Origin of the sequence: Vibrio hyugaensis, from assembly GCF_002906655.1 — a bacterium.
Lineage (GTDB): Bacteria > Pseudomonadota > Gammaproteobacteria > Enterobacterales > Vibrionaceae > Vibrio > Vibrio hyugaensis.
Window position 1 is genome coordinate 436394 of sequence record NZ_CP025794.1, and the last position, 19368, is coordinate 455761.

General features: G+C 43.1%; 20 protein-coding genes. 13 read left to right on the plus strand and 7 right to left on the minus strand.

Features of this window, described 5'->3' with window-relative positions; all coding sequences use genetic code 11:
* Window positions 1–39 precede the first annotated feature (39 nt).
* The 3 genes from C1S74_RS02700 to C1S74_RS02710 all read right to left on the minus strand — a co-directional run bounded on the left by C1S74_RS02700 (window position 40) and on the right by C1S74_RS02710 (window position 3417).
* Window positions 40–1770 (minus strand): ATP-binding protein, encoded by a 1731-nt coding sequence (locus C1S74_RS02700; protein ID WP_045395830.1) that lies wholly within the window; start codon window positions 1768–1770, stop codon window positions 40–42.
* Window positions 1760–2947, minus strand: coding sequence for an FIST signal transduction protein (locus tag C1S74_RS02705; RefSeq protein WP_045395828.1), 1188 nt, complete (start codon window positions 2945–2947; stop codon window positions 1760–1762). The genes C1S74_RS02700 and C1S74_RS02705 overlap by 11 nt, the downstream gene beginning before the upstream one ends.
* Window positions 2948–3060: 113 nt before the next feature.
* Window positions 3061–3417 carry a hypothetical protein gene (locus C1S74_RS02710; RefSeq protein WP_038881928.1) on the minus strand — a complete coding sequence of 119 codons (357 nt, stop codon included), beginning with the start codon at window positions 3415–3417 and terminating at the stop codon, window positions 3061–3063.
* 256 nt (window positions 3418–3673) lie between these two features.
* Here C1S74_RS02710 and ccoN point away from each other — a divergent pair, with 256 nt between their 5' ends.
* The 10 genes from ccoN (at window position 3674) to uspE (ending at window position 12661) form a co-directional block, all read left to right on the plus strand.
* Window positions 3674–5101 (plus strand): cytochrome-c oxidase, cbb3-type subunit I, encoded by a 1428-nt coding sequence (ccoN, locus tag C1S74_RS02715; RefSeq protein ID WP_033006505.1) that lies wholly within the window; start codon window positions 3674–3676, stop codon window positions 5099–5101.
* A 12-nt stretch (window positions 5102–5113) separates the two neighbouring features.
* Window positions 5114–5734 carry a cytochrome-c oxidase, cbb3-type subunit II gene (gene ccoO / locus C1S74_RS02720; RefSeq protein ID WP_038872939.1) on the plus strand — a complete coding sequence of 207 codons (621 nt, stop codon included), beginning with the start codon at window positions 5114–5116 and terminating at the stop codon, window positions 5732–5734.
* A 9-nt stretch (window positions 5735–5743) separates the two neighbouring features.
* The gene (locus tag C1S74_RS02725) at window positions 5744–5920 is read left to right on the plus strand and encodes a cbb3-type cytochrome oxidase subunit 3 (protein WP_009706108.1); all 177 of its coding nucleotides are present in this window, start codon (window positions 5744–5746) and stop codon (window positions 5918–5920) included.
* Window positions 5920–6894 carry a cytochrome-c oxidase, cbb3-type subunit III gene (gene ccoP / locus C1S74_RS02730; RefSeq protein ID WP_045395824.1) on the plus strand — a complete coding sequence of 325 codons (975 nt, stop codon included), beginning with the start codon at window positions 5920–5922 and terminating at the stop codon, window positions 6892–6894. The genes C1S74_RS02725 and ccoP overlap by 1 nt, the downstream gene beginning before the upstream one ends.
* A gap of 89 nt (window positions 6895–6983) precedes the next feature.
* Window positions 6984–7460: a FixH family protein gene (locus C1S74_RS02735; protein ID WP_038881926.1), complete on the plus strand. Its 477-nt coding sequence runs from the start codon at window positions 6984–6986 to the stop codon at window positions 7458–7460.
* A 4-nt stretch (window positions 7461–7464) separates the two neighbouring features.
* A complete protein-coding gene (locus C1S74_RS02740; protein ID WP_045395820.1) occupies window positions 7465–9828 on the plus strand; it encodes a heavy metal translocating P-type ATPase in 2364 nt (787 codons plus the stop codon).
* Window positions 9829–9843: 15 nt separating this feature from the next.
* Window positions 9844–10008: a cbb3-type cytochrome oxidase assembly protein CcoS gene (gene ccoS, locus C1S74_RS02745; RefSeq protein WP_010447939.1), complete on the plus strand. Its 165-nt coding sequence runs from the start codon at window positions 9844–9846 to the stop codon at window positions 10006–10008.
* Between the two features lie 9 nt (window positions 10009–10017).
* On the plus strand, window positions 10018–10695 hold the full coding sequence (locus C1S74_RS02750) for a sulfite exporter TauE/SafE family protein (protein WP_045395817.1): 678 nt from the start codon (window positions 10018–10020) through the stop codon (window positions 10693–10695).
* Between the two features lie 90 nt (window positions 10696–10785).
* Window positions 10786–11532 (plus strand): FNR family transcription factor, encoded by a 747-nt coding sequence (locus C1S74_RS02755; protein ID WP_038872924.1) that lies wholly within the window; start codon window positions 10786–10788, stop codon window positions 11530–11532.
* A gap of 181 nt (window positions 11533–11713) precedes the next feature.
* A complete protein-coding gene (gene uspE / locus C1S74_RS02760) occupies window positions 11714–12661 on the plus strand; it encodes a universal stress protein UspE (RefSeq protein ID WP_045395814.1) in 948 nt (315 codons plus the stop codon).
* Window positions 12662–12786: 125 nt separating this feature from the next.
* On the opposite strand, the gene ttcA is transcribed toward uspE, so the two are convergent.
* The 4 genes from ttcA to C1S74_RS02780 all read right to left on the minus strand — a co-directional run bounded on the left by ttcA (window position 12787) and on the right by C1S74_RS02780 (window position 16186).
* Complete coding sequence (gene ttcA / locus C1S74_RS02765) at window positions 12787–13680, minus strand: tRNA 2-thiocytidine(32) synthetase TtcA (protein WP_038872920.1); 894 nt, start codon at window positions 13678–13680, stop codon at window positions 12787–12789.
* A 199-nt stretch (window positions 13681–13879) separates the two neighbouring features.
* Window positions 13880–14542 carry a DUF2987 domain-containing protein gene (locus C1S74_RS02770; protein ID WP_045395810.1) on the minus strand — a complete coding sequence of 221 codons (663 nt, stop codon included), beginning with the start codon at window positions 14540–14542 and terminating at the stop codon, window positions 13880–13882.
* A gap of 17 nt (window positions 14543–14559) precedes the next feature.
* The gene (locus tag C1S74_RS02775) at window positions 14560–15396 is read right to left on the minus strand and encodes a glucosaminidase domain-containing protein (protein WP_045395808.1); all 837 of its coding nucleotides are present in this window, start codon (window positions 15394–15396) and stop codon (window positions 14560–14562) included.
* On the minus strand, window positions 15389–16186 hold the full coding sequence (locus tag C1S74_RS02780; protein ID WP_038872759.1) for a DUF2189 domain-containing protein: 798 nt from the start codon (window positions 16184–16186) through the stop codon (window positions 15389–15391). Before C1S74_RS02780 ends, C1S74_RS02775 begins: the two co-directional genes overlap by 8 nt.
* A gap of 401 nt (window positions 16187–16587) precedes the next feature.
* On the opposite strand from C1S74_RS02780, the gene potA reads away from it, so the two are divergent.
* The 3 genes from potA to potC are packed head-to-tail and all read left to right on the plus strand — an operon-like array spanning window position 16588 to window position 19314.
* Window positions 16588–17703: a spermidine/putrescine ABC transporter ATP-binding protein PotA gene (gene potA / locus C1S74_RS02785; RefSeq protein WP_009706100.1), complete on the plus strand. Its 1116-nt coding sequence runs from the start codon at window positions 16588–16590 to the stop codon at window positions 17701–17703.
* Window positions 17684–18544, plus strand: coding sequence for a spermidine/putrescine ABC transporter permease PotB (gene potB / locus C1S74_RS02790; RefSeq protein WP_038872757.1), 861 nt, complete (start codon window positions 17684–17686; stop codon window positions 18542–18544). The genes potA and potB overlap by 20 nt, the downstream gene beginning before the upstream one ends.
* Window positions 18544–19314: a spermidine/putrescine ABC transporter permease PotC gene (gene potC, locus C1S74_RS02795; protein WP_005389180.1), complete on the plus strand. Its 771-nt coding sequence runs from the start codon at window positions 18544–18546 to the stop codon at window positions 19312–19314. Before potB ends, potC begins: the two co-directional genes overlap by 1 nt.
* Window positions 19315–19368 lie beyond the last annotated feature (54 nt).

Consider the following 19368-nt stretch of genomic DNA (forward strand, 5'->3'; position numbering starts at 1 on the left):
CTTAATAATCTTACGATTGTTAAGATCTATATTAAGGCGCTACGCAGTTTCTACTAATGATTGGATCGCTTCGTAAACATCTTGCCTACGAACTGGTTTTGAAATGAATCCATCCATGCCGGCTTTCAAACACATACTTTTGTCACTCTCTAATGCGTGTGCCGTTAGTGCGATGATAGGAATTGAAATCCTTTTTTTCCTGATGAGTCTTGTCGCAGTTATCCCATCCATGACTGGCATCGAGACATCCATGAGTATCATATCGACAGCCTGAGAGTTTTGTTCTAGAAATTGAATTGCTTCGGATCCATTGTTAGCAATACAAACATTATGTCCTAGCTTATTTAAAATGAGCTTAATGACTAATTGATTTGATTCGGTATCTTCAACAATGAGTATGTTCAATACTTTCGATGGCCTGCTGGTTTCAATCTTTACTGGTCGTTTTTGGTTGTTACGTGTAAGGACAGGAATTGTTATACAAAAATGTGAACCTACATTCTCCTCACTATTGACGGTAATTGAACCTCGCATCATTTCTACTAGATGCTTAGTGATGGCAAGCCCTAAGCCAGTCCCACCAAAACGGCGTGTAATCGAACCGTCGCCTTGATGAAATGCAGTAAATAAATGATTGAGTTTGGTCCTAGGAATTCCAATTCCGGAGTCAGTAATTGAGATGTTGAGTTCACCATTTTTTTCTTCTACTGCAACACTGACTTCACCAAAGTCAGTGAACTTTATGGCGTTACCGATTAAGTTGAACAAAACTTGGGAGAGCCTTGTGGAATCTATCCAATATTGTTTACTTTTTTCTAATCCGAAGCTTAAATTAAAGTTCAAATTTTTACTGGTAGCTACTTGTTTTTGTTGGGAAATAACAAATGTTACAGCGTCACTCAAATCTACCCACTGTTCATTTAATTGAAAGCTGCCCGACTCTATCTTAGATAAATCAAGGATGTCACTGATGATCGCTAATAGTAGTTCTGCCGAGCATTCCATTTGATCAAGGACTTCGGACTGGTCATCGGTAAGCATGGATTGGCGCAGTATATCTAACATTCCCAATACCGAGTTTAACGGCGTTCGAATCTCATGACTCATCATGGCAAGAAATTCAGATTTCGATTGGTTTGCCTTTTCCGCTTCTTCTCTTGCTCTGGCGAGTTGAGATGTACGCACGTCAACGATACGTTGTAACTTCTCTTTGGTTTCAATATCTATAACAGCGCGTTCAATTAAGGGGCTAAAGCGTCTTAATGTCTCTTTGTTCTCGATGCTAAAATGCCCTTTTTGAGCACCGATCAATAAGATGATATTTTGGGTTACCTCGGTTCTAATCCCAGTTAAGACAACTGAATTAACATGGCTTTGTATGAAGCTGTTAAGGTTTTCAAACTCACGTAACCTTAGCGGCTCAAACAGTAAAATACATTCACCGTTTAAAGCTCGCTCGGAAACGCTACCCTGTAACCAATCTAAGTTATCGAACACACTATTTGTAGAGATTAAGGTTTTAAATGCGTCTCTAGTATGGTCTCGAGTGATCACGATGAAGTCATCAAAATTGATGTACTTTTTAAGTACGTTGTTAAGGCCGGAAAATATTTCGTGTCGATTTCGAGCCTCACTCATTGCAGAGATAGCAGATAGAATGGCTTTATTTTCATCTGCCAGAAGTTTTTCTCGTTGCCTTGCTTCTTTAAGTTCGACCAACGCTTCTTGCAACGCTTCTTGTTGATATATCTCTAAGTATTTATTTTTCATAAGGTTTATGGAAAATCGCTGATGATATCATCAAGTTTCCATGTCCATTTTCACCACCAATGAATCTTCCTTGCTCACCAAATGTGAATGGGCAAATAAAAGGCAGGTGTTCTAATTCTTGGTTAATTTGTTCGCAAACACTGTTTATATCTTGCTTTAAGTGCAACATAGGACCAGCACAAAAGATATTGATCACACCTATTTTTCGAGACTCTTCTAATTTTTGATTAAAAGCGGCATTCACAACCCTTGCAGCTCTTGCAATTAGATGCTCCCTACTCCCTTTCATTAGCGTTAATTGCTCGCCTTCTTCGATAGTTGTGAACAACTCGATGCCACCGTGTGAGGTCTCGCGAATGGGATGGGACAGCTTGTAATAAGGCCTTTCATATAAGTACCCGGCAACACGACCTAACGGGTAAGCACTGGCATTAGTAAACAGAAATTGTTCGTTATCTGGTTGATTATTTTGGTGGTTTGTCCATCTTCGATAAACATCTAGTGCTGGCTCACCGTCAATTTCTAATAAACATCGGTTATGGGTTTTCGTTGCAGTTCCCGTAACATCCGTTGGGGAATGCCCTGCACTAAACGCAATATCGACAGGTTGAGATGAATAAAATAGTGTTAAGCTAATGCCAGCTTTTTCACTTCCTTGCGTGGTTATAATAGACCAGTTCCCTTCTATGTTATTGTCGGCAGAAGAGCCGCCAATAATGGGGACCAAAGTACCAAACCGCTGATCGATCGCTTCAATTACAGCCTCTTCATTCCCTGGCGTGGCATGTAAAAGAATAAGGTTGGGTACCTCGCCGAGCCGGTTAGCATGAGATAAGGCCATGTTCAGCGCTTCATCCACATAAGTATCGACAGAATCACCACATTTCGAAATTCCAGTACCATAGGAATGTGGTCCCGAATCATAGATAGCCAGAACGGCGATGACTGGTCCACGATGGTAACCTTGGTTGGTCATAATTGCCTGACACGAGCTCGCACCGTGGAGAGACTGTTTAGGAAACAGCTCTCGAAACGCTGATTGAATAGCACGGAAGTCATACTCCTCTGTGTAATAGCAGATGAGGTGAGAGAGGTTCTCTTCAAAGAGTTCCGTGCGAAATTTCTTAATCGCTAAATATTCGTCTGTAATATGAGTAAATAATGATTGGCACTGCATACGAGTTTAATTATTGTGTGATCTTTAACCGTTATACCATTACGACAATATAGCGCTAGACAATAAAGTAATAATTGTATAAAGAAGCGTCATTATCTCGCGTCAGATCTGATTTATAAATGAACTTGGACAATGTTTTCGCTTATTTTGAAATTAATTACTCGAGTCTCAGAAATATCACTCCAATTGCTCTGGCGATATTTATCCGACAGATCTATAAACTCACCAGATTGATTTAGATCAATTTTTATACTGCCATTTTCTGTGCTTTCGATCGAAAAGCCATCAGAACCCTTGTTTATTGTGATTTTTTCTGTTCCGATTGTTACATCACATCGTTGTTTTTGTGAACAATCCACAACGCTACTCGTCTCATAAGTAAAGGTTCTCCAGAAAAATGCACCAATTAAAAGACTGAGCATGATTAAGATTTGTGCAAGTCTTGCCTTTGTTAACTTTTGTGCAGCCATAATTCCTAATATCCTTGTTACAAACTTCAAACTTTTTAAATAAAAAATGATTTCCAGAGGCCTAGTAAGGTTACTACTCTGTCATTGAATTGTTAATTCAAGTATAGTGACTCGCTGAAAATGCCACTTTTTATTAAAGTCAGCAATGGAAATAAAGTGATGATAACACTTAAATTCTAGAGTTTACTTGGGTGGTGTTACGACGCAAGTCGTGTTGGAAGTAAAGTGTAGTTAATTAGAAATTGGAAGCATGCAAATGAGCCAAGTAAAGCAGCTTGAACAAAACTACAACTATACAGTCGTTCGCCAATTTACCCTTGTGACCATTTTATGGGGCATAGTTGGTATGGCTGTTGGTGTTTTGATTGCCGCTCAATTAGTTTGGCCACAGCTAAACTTTGATACGCCGTGGTTGACGTACAGTCGTTTACGTCCACTGCATACTAATGCGGTAATTTTTGCGTTTGGTACCAGTGCTCTGTTCGCAACATCTTATTATGTTGTTCAGCGCACCTGTCAAACACGTCTTTTTGGTGGCCCACTCGTTGCCTTCACCTTTTGGGGATGGCAAGCAATTATCCTAGCCGCAGCAATCACCCTACCTTTAGGTTTTACCTCAGGTAAGGAGTACGCTGAGTTAGAATGGCCTATTGATATCGCAATCGCGATTGTATGGGTATCTTACGCGGTCGTGTTCTTTGGGACATTGGTCAAACGTAATACCTCTCACATCTATGTGGCTAACTGGTTCTTCGGTGCCTTTATCCTCACAGTAGCAGTACTTCACATCGTGAACAGTATGGCTATCCCAGTATCACTTGGTAAATCTTACTCGATTTACTCCGGTGCCGTGGATGCGATGGTTCAATGGTGGTATGGACACAATGCGGTAGGTTTCCTACTGACCGCTGGTTTCCTTGGTATGATGTACTACTTCGTCCCTAAACAAGCTGAACGTCCTGTTTACTCTTACCGTTTATCTATTGTTCACTTCTGGGCACTGATCTCCCTGTACATCTGGGCTGGTCCTCACCACCTGCATTACACAGCACTACCTGACTGGACTCAGTCTCTAGGTATGGTGATGTCTTTGGTTCTATTTGCTCCATCTTGGGGTGGTATGATCAATGGTATCATGACGCTGTCTGGCGCATGGCATAAGCTTCGCTATGACCCTATCCTACGTTTCCTAATCGTTTCATTGTCTTTCTACGGTATGTCTACCTTTGAAGGTCCAATGATGTCTATCAAGACTGTAAACGCACTATCGCACTACACCGACTGGACCATTGGTCACGTTCACTCTGGTGCTCTAGGTTGGGTTGCTATGGTTTCCATTGGTTCTGTATATCACCTTGTTCCTCGTCTATTTGGTCAAGAGCGCATGTACTCGGTTAGCCTAATCAATGTTCACTTCTGGTTGGCAACTATCGGTACGGTTCTTTACATCGTAGCAATGTGGATTTCTGGTGTGATGCAAGGCCTAATGTGGCGTGCAGTTAACTCTGACGGCACACTGACTTACAGCTTTGTAGAATCTGTAGAAGCATCTTACCCGTTCTACTTCGTACGTTTCTTAGGTGGTTTCATCTTCCTATTCGGTATGTTCTTAATGGCATACAACACGTACAAAACGGTAACGGCGCCTAAAGAAAGCTTAAAAGCTATCCCTCAACCGGCATAAGGAGATTAAAGAATGAGTAATAATTCGAATAATCGCCACGAAATCCTAGAACGTAATGTCGGTTTGTTGGCAATTTTCATCGTCTTTGCAATTAGTTGGGGTGCGCTCGTAGAAATCACTCCTCTAATTTTCCAGAAGCAAACGACGGAGCCTGTAGAAAACCTACGCGCTTACACTCCTCTGGAAATGGAAGGTCGTGACATCTACATCCGTGAAGGTTGTAACGTTTGTCACAGTCAGATGATTCGTCCTTTCCGCTCTGAAACAGAGCGCTACGGTCACTACTCTGTAGCCGGTGAAAGTGTTTGGGAACACCCATTCTTATGGGGTTCTAAGCGTACTGGTCCAGATTTGGCTCGTGTAGGCGGACGTTACTCTGATGAGTGGCATCGTGTTCACCTTATTGATCCTCGTGAACTAGTACCTGAATCAAACATGCCTGGTTTCCCTTGGCTAGAAGAGAACGTACTAGACGGCAAACTGACGCAGAAGAAACTAGAAGTATTCCGCAACCAGTTCGGTGTTCCGTACACGGATGAACAAATCGCGAATGCGGCTAAAGATGTAGAAGGTAAAACAGAGATGGATGCAATCATCGCTTACCTTCAGTCTCTTGGTCATGCAATGAAGTAAGGGGGTTACATGGATTTCGGTACAATTCATAGTATTTATACCGTAGTACTCTTCGCGAGTTTCATTGGCATCGTATGGTGGGCATTTGGTAAGAAACGTAAAGCACGTTTCGAGGAAGATGCTAACTTGGTGTTTGCAGACGAAGAGCAAAAAACGACCCCAAATAACCAAGGAGTGAAGAAGTAATGACTACATTCTGGAGTCTCTGGATTATCGTGATTACTGTCGGTACGCTGGTAGGCTGTGCGATCCTCTTGACTTGGTGCGCTAAAGATAAAATGGGCGTCGAGGAAGGGGAAGACATGGGCCACGAGTACGATGGTATTCGCGAGCTTAACAACCCTCTGCCAAAATGGTGGACATACTTATTTGTGAGCACGTTTGTGTTTGCAGCTGTATATCTAACTCTATTTCCAGGTCTAGGTAGCTTTAAAGGCGTCCTTAACTGGCAGAGTTCAGATCAAACCGTACGTACGCTGGAAGAATCTAAAGAAGCCATCGCACGAGCACAAGAAAACAAACAGCTTAACCAATATGCTAAAGAGCTTGATGATGCAGATGCTTACTTCGGTGAAGCGTTCCGTGCTCTTGCTCATAATGCAGAAGGTCTACGCCCTATCCCAGATATAGCGCAAGATCCTGAAGCGATTAAAGTTGGTCAACGTTTGTTCCTACAGAACTGTTCGCAATGTCACGGTTCTGATGCTCGCGGTCAGAAAGGCTTCCCTAACCTAACTGACGACGCGTGGTTATACGGTGGCGAGCCAGCAGCTATTGTTACTACTATCATGCAAGGCCGTATCGGGCAGATGCCTGCGTGGAAAGATGCACTTGGCGAACAAGGTGTTCAAGAAGTAGTAAGCTACACGCTAAGCCTATCTGGTCGTAAAGTGAATGCACGTGAAGCGGAAGCTGGTAAAGCTCGCTTTGTAGTGTGTGCAGCTTGTCACGGCACAGATGGTAAAGGTAACCCTGCTGTAGGTGCACCTGACCTAACTGACCAAGACTGGTTATTTGGCGATTCACGCGCCGCAGTAACAGAAACAGTTATGAATGGTCGCTCTGGCGTAATGCCTGCTTGGAAGGACATTCTAGGCGAAGACAAAGTTCAACTTGTCGCGGCATACGTCTGGAGTTTAAGCAACTCCGACAATAAGTAACATTTCAATAACAGCCCCTTTCATAGGGGCTGTCTTTCCTTTAAATTTAAAGCCTTACATTTTTTCATTTAGCTGTTGAGAACTTTTTTATGGTAAAGCCTTGGTATAAACAATTTTGGCCGTGGTTCCTGATCATCCTACCTCTAACTGTGGTGATTTGGACAATCGTTACTGTGGTCGTATTCGCCAACAACTCGGTATCTTTGGTCGCTGAGGATTACTATAAAAAGGGCAAAGGTATTAACATCGACATTAGTAAAATGAATGTCGCACGAGACCTTGGTCTTAACGCTACCGTTTCATCAGATGACAACACGGTGGTTATCTCTTTTAACAAAGGGGAACTGCCGCACTTCCCTGCGCTAACTGCGACGTTTACACACCGCACGTTGCCAGACCGTGATTTTACTAAGCTTCTCACTGCCGATGCGAAAGGCAATTATCGTTTGACGCAAGAAGACTCTATTCAAGGTCCTTGGTTTGTTGAACTTGAACCACACAACAAAGAATGGATGATTCAAGGTCGAGTTGAATTCCCTGCACAACCAACAATATTAATGAAGTAAGTCTATGTGTAAATCCTGTTATCACTGCGGTGAAGATGTACCAGCCAACACGGATTTCAAAGTAGAAATATTGGGTGAAATTCGCGACATGTGTTGCCCGGGTTGTGAAACTGTGGCACAGACCATTGTCGAGAGTGGGCTCGTCTCCTACTACCAATACCGAACTGCGCCAGCTGAAAAAGCAGATTTAGTTCCGGAACAGCTCCAGGCGCTGATTCATTATGACAATGAAGAAGTGCAATCGGAGTTTGTTCGTAATAATGAGAACACCTCTGAAGTCACCCTTTCCTTGGACGGCGTTTCTTGCGCAGCTTGCGCTTGGCTAATCGAAAAGCAAGTCTCGGGCGTAAAAGGCTTAGTGTCTATCCGTGTAAATACCACCACGAACCGAGCTTTACTTGCGTGGGATAAAACACAAGTTCGTCTCAGCGAATTGCTCTCTGTGATTCACAAACTCGGTTATAAGGCTGCACCTTTTGAAGCGGATAAACAAGAAGCCGCATATCACCACACAATGAAGCAATACCTGTATCGCTTAGGCATTGCAGGCCTTGCAACCATGCAAGTAATGATGTTAGCGGTGGCGTTGTATCTGGAAGTTTTTGGCGATTTAGAGCCGGAGTTTAAAAACTACTTCCGATGGGTAAGCTTAATCTTCGCAACTCCTGTACTGCTCTATTCTGCGCTTCCTTTTTACCTCAATGCATGGCGAAGTATTAGAGGACGAACGCTTGGTATGGACGTCCCTGTGTCCATCGCATTAATCTTTGCTTATGTGGCAAGTCTAGTCGCAACGGTGACAGAGCAAGGTGAAGTATTCTTTGAATCCATCTCGATGTTTACCTTTTTCTTGTTGGTTGGTCGATTCTTAGAAATGCGTGCTCGTCGCAAAGCCGCGGCTGCTAGCGGTAACCTTCTTAAACTCATCCCTGCGATTGCCACCACGTTAGACGGTGAACAAATCCCAGTTAAGACACTAAAGGTCGGCGATCGCATTCGCGTTCTTCCTGGCGAACATATTCCTGCCGATGGCAAAGTGATTTCTGGTCGTATCCATATCGACGAGTCTATGCTGACCGGAGAGTCTGTTCATGTAGTTAAGAAGGCGGGAGATGCCGTTTACGCGGGCACATTGAATGGCGAGGAGTCTTTCGATCTCGAAGTGACGAATTCAAAAGCAGATTCGATGATTTCTAATATCGTTCGTCTTCAAGATGAAGCTCAGCACTCTAAGCCTAAAATCGCTGAAATTGCCGACGTAGTAGCACGTTATTTCGTTGGCGCGATTCTAATCATTTCAGCTGGCACGTGGCTTTACTGGCACCAAACCAAACCTGATGATGCGTTCTGGATTATGCTGTCTGTTTTGGTAGCGACTTGTCCATGCGCCCTATCCTTAGCAACGCCAACCGCACTAACTTGTGCAACCTCTCGAATGGGTAATTTTGGTATTTTGCTACGTAAAGGCCATGTTTTCGAAACGCTGTGTAAGATTAATCATCTTGTCGTAGATAAGACAGGTACGCTGACCAAAGGCGACATCGAAATTAATCAAACTCAAACCTTTGCTAGCTTTAACGAAGCTGAAGCACTTGCGATTGCATCGGCACTTGAAGCGCACGCAAACCACCCTATTGCTCGGGCATTTTCAGGGTTTGGTCAAGAAAACGTTACCGTAAGTGACGTTCAAAACATCATTGGTTCTGGCATTCAAGGTAATTGGAACAATAAGACAGTAAAGATCGGCAGCGCTACTTTTGTGGTTGGTGAGAACCGAGATGAAAGCAACGCGGTCTATCTCTCTGTCGACGAAAAACACGTTGCGACCTTCTATTACCGCGACCCGATTCGTAAAGAGAGCAAAGCATTCATCCAGCGTTTTGCAGATGCAGGTATTAAGACAACGCTATTGACCGGTGATTCTTTGCAAAACGCGCAACCAGTTGCCAACGAAATGGGTATTGACCATGTGTTCGCCTCAGCAAAACCAGAAGACAAACTCGCGTATCTTCAAGGACTAGATAAAAACGACATCACTATGATGGTCGGTGATGGCATTAACGATGCACCTACTCTTGCAGGTGCACACCTATCCGTTGCGATGGGTGGTGGTACGGATGTCGCCAAAGCTTCTGCAGATATGACCCTTCTAGGCGATAATTTAGAGAAGCTATTAGAGGCAAGATTGCTTGCGATACGTACAAGAAAGATAATCCGAGAAAACTTGGCTTGGTCTTTAGGTTACAACCTGCTAATTTTGCCATTGGCAGTTGCAGGTCTTGTCGCACCTTATGTTGCCGTTGTTGGTATGTCTGCGAGTTCTATCATTGTAGTATCCAACTCATTGCGACTGCTTAAAGAGAAGTAAAGTAAGAGAGCTAACATGGAAAGTCTTTACATTTTAATCCCTATCGCCATTGTTTTGGTCTGTGTGGCGGTTGCTATTTTCCTATGGGCCGTTCGCAGTGATCAGTTCGAAGATCTAGAGCGACAAGGCCACAACATTCTTCTCGATGAAGATGAAAAACCAAATAACAAAAAACCGTAACGTTACTCTATGAGTCCAGATTTTATCGGTGCTTTTATGATTGGCTTGGTCGGGGCTGGTCATTGCATGGGGATGTGTGGTGGTATCGCGTCACTACTCTCTATGGGCACAAAAAACACTAAGCCTTCACCCGTTATCCCTCTCTTCTACAATATTGGACGCCTCGCTAGCTACGGTTGTGTTGGAGCAATGGTTGGTGGGGCTATTTCCGGCTTGTCTGAACTGAGTGGATTAACCCAATCATTAGCGTGGCTCCGCTTTATTGCGGCTATATTCATGATTTTGGTTGCTTTATATATTGCTAAGTGGTGGCAAGGCCTGCTGATTATTGAAAAACTTGGGCAGTCCCTTTGGAAATTGATTTCACCTACTGGTAAGAGCCTACTCCCACTCAAACACCCTTTACATGCCCTGCCGTTTGGGTTTATCTGGGGATGGTTACCGTGCGGCTTAGTGTACTCGGCTCTCACTTGGTCAGCAGTGTCAGGGAGCGCATTAAATGGCGGGATGATCATGCTGGCATTTGGTCTTGGTACCCTTCCATCAATGCTCGCGATCGGATACGGAGCGAGCCACTTTCAGAAGTTGCAAAAGTCGTTAATATTTAGAAACATCTCAGCGTTAATCTTAATAACTTATGGCGTGTATACTGCCGCCGGAGCTATGCGAATGCTCGGTTTCATATAGTATGAAAGTCGTTTTCAATAATTTTTTTGCTACCCTTTAGAAGTAAGCGGTGATAAAATATTGATGTATATCAAATAGTGAAAGGTTGTTATGATTTCTGAAAAACCTGCAACAAAGCGTATCCAATCAGGTGGTTGCGCGATTCATTGCCAAGATTGTAGCATTAGCCAACTGTGTATTCCGTTCACTCTAAACGAGTCTGAGCTGGATCAGTTGGATCAAATCATCGAGCGTAAAAAGCCAATCCAAAAAGGCCAAGAGCTTTTTAAAGCAGGTGATGAGCTAAAATCTCTGTACGCTATCCGCTCTGGCACGATAAAGAGTTACACCATTACAGAGCAAGGCGATGAGCAAATCACTGCGTTTCACTTAGCTGGTGACCTTGTAGGTTTTGACGCAATAACAGGTGACCAACACCCAAGTTTTGCTCAAGCGCTTGAAACTTCTATGGTTTGTGAGATTCCATACGAAATCCTTGATGACCTATCAGGAAAAATGCCTAAGCTTCGCCAACAAATCATGCGTTTGATGAGTAACGAGATTAAAGGCGACCAAGAAATGATTCTGCTTCTTTCTAAAAAGAATGCAGAAGAACGTCTTGCTGCATTCCTGTACAACCTATCAACACGTTTTTCCCAGCGCGGCTTTAGTCCTCGTGAATTTCGTTTAACCATGACTCGTGGTGACATTGGTAACTATCTTGGTCTAACGGTAGAAACCATTAGCCGTTTACTTGGTCGCTTCCAGAAATCTGAAATTCTGAGCGTAAAAGGTAAGTACATCACCATCTTAGATCACGATGCATTGATGGAACTTGCAGGCGTTAGCAAAGACTAATTTACCCTATCAATTGATGTAGCTCGAAAATGAGCTACATCATATTTCTTCTAAAATCCCTTCGAAAGTCCTCAAATTCTTCTTCAAACTGAGCTACAGTAAAAATGTACCTTGTGTACTCCAATATACTGATTTACTTTATATTCAGTATTTGGTTTTACAATAATAAGTGGGCTTAGATATGAGTATATACAGTAAGATCCTTGTTGTTGCTGACATCAATAATGATGAGCAGCCAGCACTTGCAAGAGCGGTTCAACTCGCTCGAAAAAGTGTATCCAGAAGCCGAATCACTTTCTTTCTGTCAATCTACGATTTTTCGTATGACATGACCTCAATGCTGTCGGTCGATGAAAGAGATGCTATGCGTCGCGGTGTTATCCACCAACGTGAACAATGGATGCGTAAGATAGCCCAACCGTATTTAGACGATAGCTTCGACTTTGATGTTTGTGTTGTTTGGCATAATCGCCCCTATGAAGCGATCATCGCTGAAGTCTTTGCTGGCGGTCACGACATCGTTATTAAAGGAACGCGTAAGCACGACGTTCTAGAATCCGTCATTTTCACTCCTACAGATTGGCATTTGTTGCGTAAGTGCCCTATCCCTGTACTTTTAATTAAGAACGCTGATTGGCCTGAGCATGCGAAGATACTCGCGTCTGTTCATGTTGGTTCGGAAAACCCAACACATATTGACTTGAATGATTCGATGGTAGAGCGTCTTAAAGAAATCAGTAACCGACTTGATGCCGATCCGTACCTTGTTAATGCGTACCCGGTTACGCCAGCCAACATCACAATTGAGTTGCCGGAATTTGATCCTACAACCTATACAGACGCTGTACGTGGGCATCATTTAACCGCAATGAAAGCACTTCGCCAGAAGCATGCTCTTGATGAAGAGCAAACGATCGTCGAGCAAGGCTTACCAGAAGACATTATCCCAGCAACTGCAGAAAAACTAAGTGCAGCGATGGTGATTCTTGGTACAACTGGTCGCACTGGGCTTTCTGCGGTGTTTATTGGTAACACTGCTGAGCATGTGATTGATAAAATCAATTGCGACGTACTGGCATTAAAACCAAACGGTTACATCAGTCCGCTCGATCCGAATACAGCGACATAACAGCGCTTGTTTTTGAAATGATATAGAAATGAAAATCCCCCACTTGTTGGGGGGGTTTTTATTCTGTTCACGGCCTTAAGGCACGCAAATTAAAAAGGAGGCTCATTTCGCCTCCTCTTTTCGAATTAGATGTTGGTTACATCGATAAACATTGATTCGTCGATGTTTGTCGAAGATACCACTGCTTCACTGAATTCGTATTCTTCGCGGTTACCTTCACGATCTAATGGTAGGTTTACAAAGTCGAAGAGTTCACGGTCAGCAAGCTGGCTTGGACTTACGTTCTGGATTGACTTGAAGATAGCTTCTACGCGACCAGGTGTTTTCTTATCCCAATCGATCAACATCGCTTTAATCGATTGACGTTGAAGGTTCTCTTGAGAACCACATAAGTTACAAGGAATGATTGGGAACTCTTTATGTTCTGCGTATTTGATTAGGTCTTTTTCACGACAGTAAGTCAGTGGACGGATAACTACGTTACGACCATCATCTGAACGAAGTTTTGGTGGCATCGCTTTTAGGCGCGAGCCATGGAACATGTTCAAGAACATCGTTTCTACAATGTCATCCATGTGGTGACCAAGAGCCAGTTTAGTCGCGCCAATCTTCTCTGCGAACGAATAAAGTGTACCACGACGAAGACGTGAACATAGGCCACAAGTTGTTTTGCCTTCTGGCACTTTCTCTTTAACTACTGAGTAAGTGTCCTTGTCTACGATGTAGTAAGGAATGTTCAGCGTTTCAAAGTAGTCTGGAAGAATATGCTCAGGGAAACCTGGCTGTTTCTGGTCAAGGTTAACTGCGACAACTTCAAATTTGATAGGCGCTGCCTTTTGTAGGTTCAACAGGATATCAAGCATCGCGAATGAATCTTTACCACCACTAATACATGCCATCACAACATCGCCTTCTTCGATCATGTTGTAATCAGTAATGGCATTTCCAACATGTCTTCTAAGACGTTTCTGAAGCTTGTTGAATTCTAGGGTTTCTTTTCTTGTATCTACTTGGTTCATTGCGGGCTCTCACATCGCCGATAAATCGACTAGGGCTTCCTAACTTGGATTTCTATGGGGCGTGGATTATACGAGCTTTTTGCGCAGGATTAAATGTTTGTGTGACGGACTCATCAATAAATGCACTCAAAAACAGCGTCATGAACGTTAGAAACAAAAAAAGAGCCGCAATTGCAGCTCTTCTTCGGTTTCTTTATGATTATTTTTTTGCATTCGGTAGATAAGGTAATACACGAGTCGTTGGTTGAGGTAATGTCATATGACCACCCTCGCCAATTTCACTCATTGCGACTTGCACCTTCCCATTAACAATCGCTTTTTCAGTCCCGTTAGAGAACGTAATAGTATCATTAAGTTCGTTAGCGAACTCCATGGTTACACCTTGTACTTGGGCCGTAAACCAACCCGCAAACATACCTCCAAGATCTTCGAGTAAGGCTTGCATTTGAGGCATCAAAGGCTTCAATTCTTCGTACGTAACGCTACCCTGTAACGGTTCTTTCGTCATGACTACAAGAGAATAATCACAGCGCGTATCTTTGGGCGTTTGTACAAAGACAAGTGGATTCGCTGACTTTAGGTTTTTATCTATAGGAAGCGGTAGCTCTTTCGAAGTTGGTATCACAAACTCCTCAAAATGCTCTTCCTTTTCCATCCATGCTTTTTCGATTTCACACAATTGCTTTGTATCAGAATCAACAAAGAAAACACCGACTCTAACGTCATCATGGCCGTCTTTAATGTTGTTCTTTAATTGCGTGTAAAGCTTAGAATACGTAAACATGTATTCTTGAGCGTGAGTGATAGGCGATGCCAAGATCAGTACCGCACTACCCAGTAAACTTAGGCTTAACTTCTTCATCCGATCCGTTATTTCTTTTATTGTGTCCAGTAAGCGTTATTGTGACGAATCATCGCCCGCAAGTCATTCACATAAGCGATGCCGCGTTCAGAGTAAGCAAGCAGGCCGTGAGTAAGTTCTGATGCCGTCGCCACAGATAACAAATCCTTGTGTTTCCCTGCTAAATTCGCACGAATATCACGTAAATCAGCATACGCACGGTTACGATTCACATTCATAAAGTAGCCATGTACAGACTCTTGTACAGTGTCAAACTTCTCTACTTCGTGCGTTTTACCTGCACCGCGTTTCGCAGGGACGATTCCGCAGCCCTTTTTATAACACCATTGACCAAACAAGTTGTTTGCTTCGGTTGCAAAACGAGAGGTGCCCCACGCAGATTCATTCGCAGCCTGTGTTAACACCAAAGCCTCAGGCAAAACATTAACTCGCTTAAGCATTTCATCCAACCAAGCTTCCGTTACCGTCTCGTCTTTCAATGGGTAAGAGTAAAGTGCAGCCAAGCGTTTAGCATATGAAGTTTGTTCTGAGCTTACCTCGCCAAGCTTCAAAGCCGTTAAGAAGGCACGCTCTTTTTCTATGCGCTGATTTTCTAACGCAATTTTCGGTCGAAGAAAATCAAAGAATGCCGTCTTCTTATCTTTAGTGTCCTTTATCGAATTGAAATCGGGGATATCACCAATATAAGGAAGGTCGGACAAATCTATGTGTGACACAGGTCCATGAACTACCTGAGTGTCAATCGCACTTCGATATTCTCGGTCGTAGTGTAAATACGGACCTATAGAAACAAAAGTGGCGGCTATTGAGATAGCCGCCACTCGTAAACTCATTGATTTTAAAGATTTAGGCATCAAACACCTGAGAGTTACCATCGTGATCGTTATCATTTTGCTGTGTCGCTACGATCTTAAGCTTAATACCAAACATTTCGCGATACAGTATCCCCTTCAAATGGAAGAAGAACGGCAGTACGAAGATCAAGCCAATTCCGTAGAACATTGCTGCAATAATAAACATCAACATCACGCCCAAGTAAAGCCCTGCAAGAACAAAAATCTTCTTGTTGACTGCACGAAGAGACAATAATAATGATTGCATTGGTGGCACTCTTTTCTCACAAATCAATAAGATAGAATGACTAAAAGCTAAAGAAAGGTATAACGATAGCAGAGGGAAAATCATCCCAGCTACGCCCTGCAGCATTAGACTAAACAGCGTCGCTAAAATCACTGGCACAGTGAATTGTAGGCCTTTACCAACGTGACGTACTTTTGTTTTCAACCCAGCGACATGGCTCATAGCCATCAAACTGATACCCGCATAAATTGGCGCACTGATCACTTCGTAACTAAAGTTAGCGACATAAATAGCAGAGACGATGTCAGTGGTAAAAGACTCAGGGTCTTGCAACGCATCAAGAATCACACCTGGGTCACCTAATTGAAGTTGCAATGCGATATAGAAGATGCCCAACTGAACGAAAAGCAACAAGATGATCGCTGGCGAGAAGGACAAAAATTGTTGAATGGTCGTGCGCCAAGCTTCACTAAAAACAGCACCCGCTTTTAGTTCATACTTGCCAGAAAGAGCTCGCTCTACACTCCCTCCTAAATTGAAATCTTTCTCAAAATCGTTGTTCATATGTTATCCAAGGCTAACTTGTAAATTTTTTTCTGGAAAACCAGCCAATTAATAAGGGCGTCATTATAAAGAAATCTTTCCAAGTCTAAAATCAGATCTCGGCCTCAATACTTGCAATATCTTCTATTTGGTCGATAATTAACCACTCGCAAATCTATGAAATTGAAAACATTTGCTGGCGAAATTAAAACCCTACAAAACGATAGCGAAAGCGTAAATACCCCCATAAAAACAGTATGGTAAGGAATGTTTACTTTTGCCTGCAAAATTTTTTCTGTTTCAAGATAAGAAAATGCTTTGATTTCACAATTTTGGTGATTATGATGCGCGCCTCAAAAGTGAATGACTAATGTCACATCAATGGGATATAACCCAATTTGAACGTGGGAGAAATACAGACGTTGAACGCTAAACAGCAAGCAGGAAAGCCAGTAGTTCGTCTATCTGGTATTAGCAAAAGTTTCGATGGCAAGGAAATCATCGGTAATTTAAATCTGGATGTTAATCATGGTGAGTTTCTGACGATTCTTGGCCCATCTGGTTGTGGTAAGACAACGGTTTTACGCATGATCGCTGGCTTTGAAACGGCAGACAACGGTCAAATCGTATTAGATGACCAAGATGTAACACAGGTTCCTGCAGAGCAAAGGCACGTCAACACGGTATTTCAGAGTTACGCACTCTTTCCTCATATGACCGTATTTGAAAACGTTGCATTTGGTCTTCGTATGCAGAAAACACCTGCTGCAGAGATCGAGCCACGAGTAATGGATGCGCTGCGCATGGTTCGCCTAGAAAAAATGGCACAGCGTAAGCCACACCAACTTTCTGGTGGACAACAACAACGTATCGCGATTGCTCGCGCGGTTGTCAACAAGCCAAAAGTACTGCTGCTAGATGAATCTCTATCTGCACTTGATTACAAACTACGTAAGCAAATGCAAATCGAGCTTAAACAGCTTCAGCGTCAACTTGGTATTACCTTTATCTTCGTTACGCACGATCAGGAAGAAGCCCTATCGATGTCTGACCGTATTATTGTTATGCGCGACGGTGTTATTGAACAAGACGGCTCTCCGCGTGAGATCTACGAAGAACCGAAGAACCTATTTGTTGCTCGCTTTATCGGTGAGATCAACGTATTCAACGCGACCATGCTAGATCGTATCGATGAGAAACGTATCCGTGCAGAAATTGAAGGTGTTGAATCGGTGGTTTACTACGATCAAGAAGCACAGGCCGGTGACAAACTTCAAGTACTACTTCGCCCAGAAGACTTACGTATCGAAGAGATCAAAGAGTCTGAAGAAAAAGGCATCGTAGGTCACGTGACCGAGCGTACCTATAAAGGTATGACGCTAGATTCAGTTATTCAGTTGGATTCTGGCATGCGCGTGATGGTAAGCGAATTCTTTAACGAAGATGATCCAGATGTGGACCACTCACTCGGCCAGAAAGTCGCTATCACTTGGGTTGAGAGCTGGGAGGTAGTACTAAATGATAAGCAAGAAGCTTAATCTTCAGAACGCGATCATTGCCCTAATTGTTGGTTGGTTAACACTTTTCGTGTTGGTACCAAACCTAATGATTATCGGTACAAGTTTCTTGACGCGTGATGAAGCGAACCTAATTGAATTAACGTTTACTTTCGACAACTACCTTCGCTTGCTTGACCCTCTGTACGCGAAAGTGCTAATGCACTCTTTCTACATGGCGATCATCGCGACATTGTTGTGTTTGGTTATCGGTTACCCATTTGCCTACATCGTAGCGAAAATGCCAGAGAAATGGCGTCCGTTTATGTTGTTCTTGGTTATCGTACCGTTCTGGACAAACTCTCTGATCCGTACTTACGGGCTAAAGATTGTTCTTGGTACACAAGGTGTCTTAAACAAATCGCTGATGGCAATGGAAATCATCGATAAGCCGATACGCTTAATGTATACAGAAACGGCAGTGATGATCGGTCTTGTATACATCCTGCTTCCGTTCATGATTTTGCCGCTTTACTCGGCAATCGAGAAGCTAGACAACACTTACATTGAAGCGGCAAAAGATCTTGGTGCGAACAAGTTTCAAACCATTACGCGAGTAATTTTGCCTTTAACAATGCCTGGCATTATCGGCGGTTGTTTATTGGTTCTACTACCTGCACTGGGTATGTTCTACATCTCTGACCTTCTTGGCGGCGCGAAGAACCTACTGATCGGTAACGTAATTAAGAGCCAAGTATTGAACGCTCGTGACTGGCCATTTGGTGCTGCGACCAGTATCGCCCTCACCTTCGCAATGGCTGTTATGCTTTATGCTTACTACAGAGCAGGCAAACTATTGAATAAGAAAGTGGAGCTAGACTAATGGGACGCACAGTTAGATTTAGCTTTATGGCGCTGGTATATGCTTTTCTGTATCTACCAATTATCGTCTTAATTGTTAACTCATTTAATGCCAACAAATTTGGTATGAAATGGGGTGGTTTCACCACGAAATGGTACGAAACCTTAGTAAACAACGACAGCCTAATGCAGGCTGCATGGCATTCATTGAACGTAGCGGTATTCTCTGCAACAGCGGCAACCATCATTGGTAGCTTAACGGCTGTTGCCCTATTTCGTTACTCATTCAAAGGTAAAGGCGCGGTCAACGGCATGTTATTTGTTGTAATGATGTCACCAGATATCGTTATGGCGATTTCATTACTTGCTTTGTTCCTTGTATTAGGTGCACAGCTTGGCTTCTTTACCCTATTGATTGCTCACATCACCTTCTGTCTACCATTCGTTGTGGTAACAGTGTACAGCCGACTAAATGGCTTTGATGTGAAAATGTTGGAAGCAGCGAAAGACCTAGGCGCGAGTGAATGGGTAATCTTAAAACAGATCATTCTTCCTCTTGCAAAACCTGCGGTTGCTGCGGGCTGGCTATTGAGCTTTACCCTGTCTCTGGACGACGTAATTATTAGCTCATTTGTAACAGGTCCAACTTACGAAATCTTGCCATTGAAGATTTACTCAATGGTTAAGGTGGGCATTTCACCGGAAGTGAACGCCCTAGCAACGGTCATGTTGATTGTTTCTTTGGTCTTGGTAGTGATTTCTCAGTTGCTAGCAAGAGAAAAAGTAAAGTAAAATCCTCATCCGTTAACATCACGAAACAGAATGGTTACATGCCATTCTGTTTTT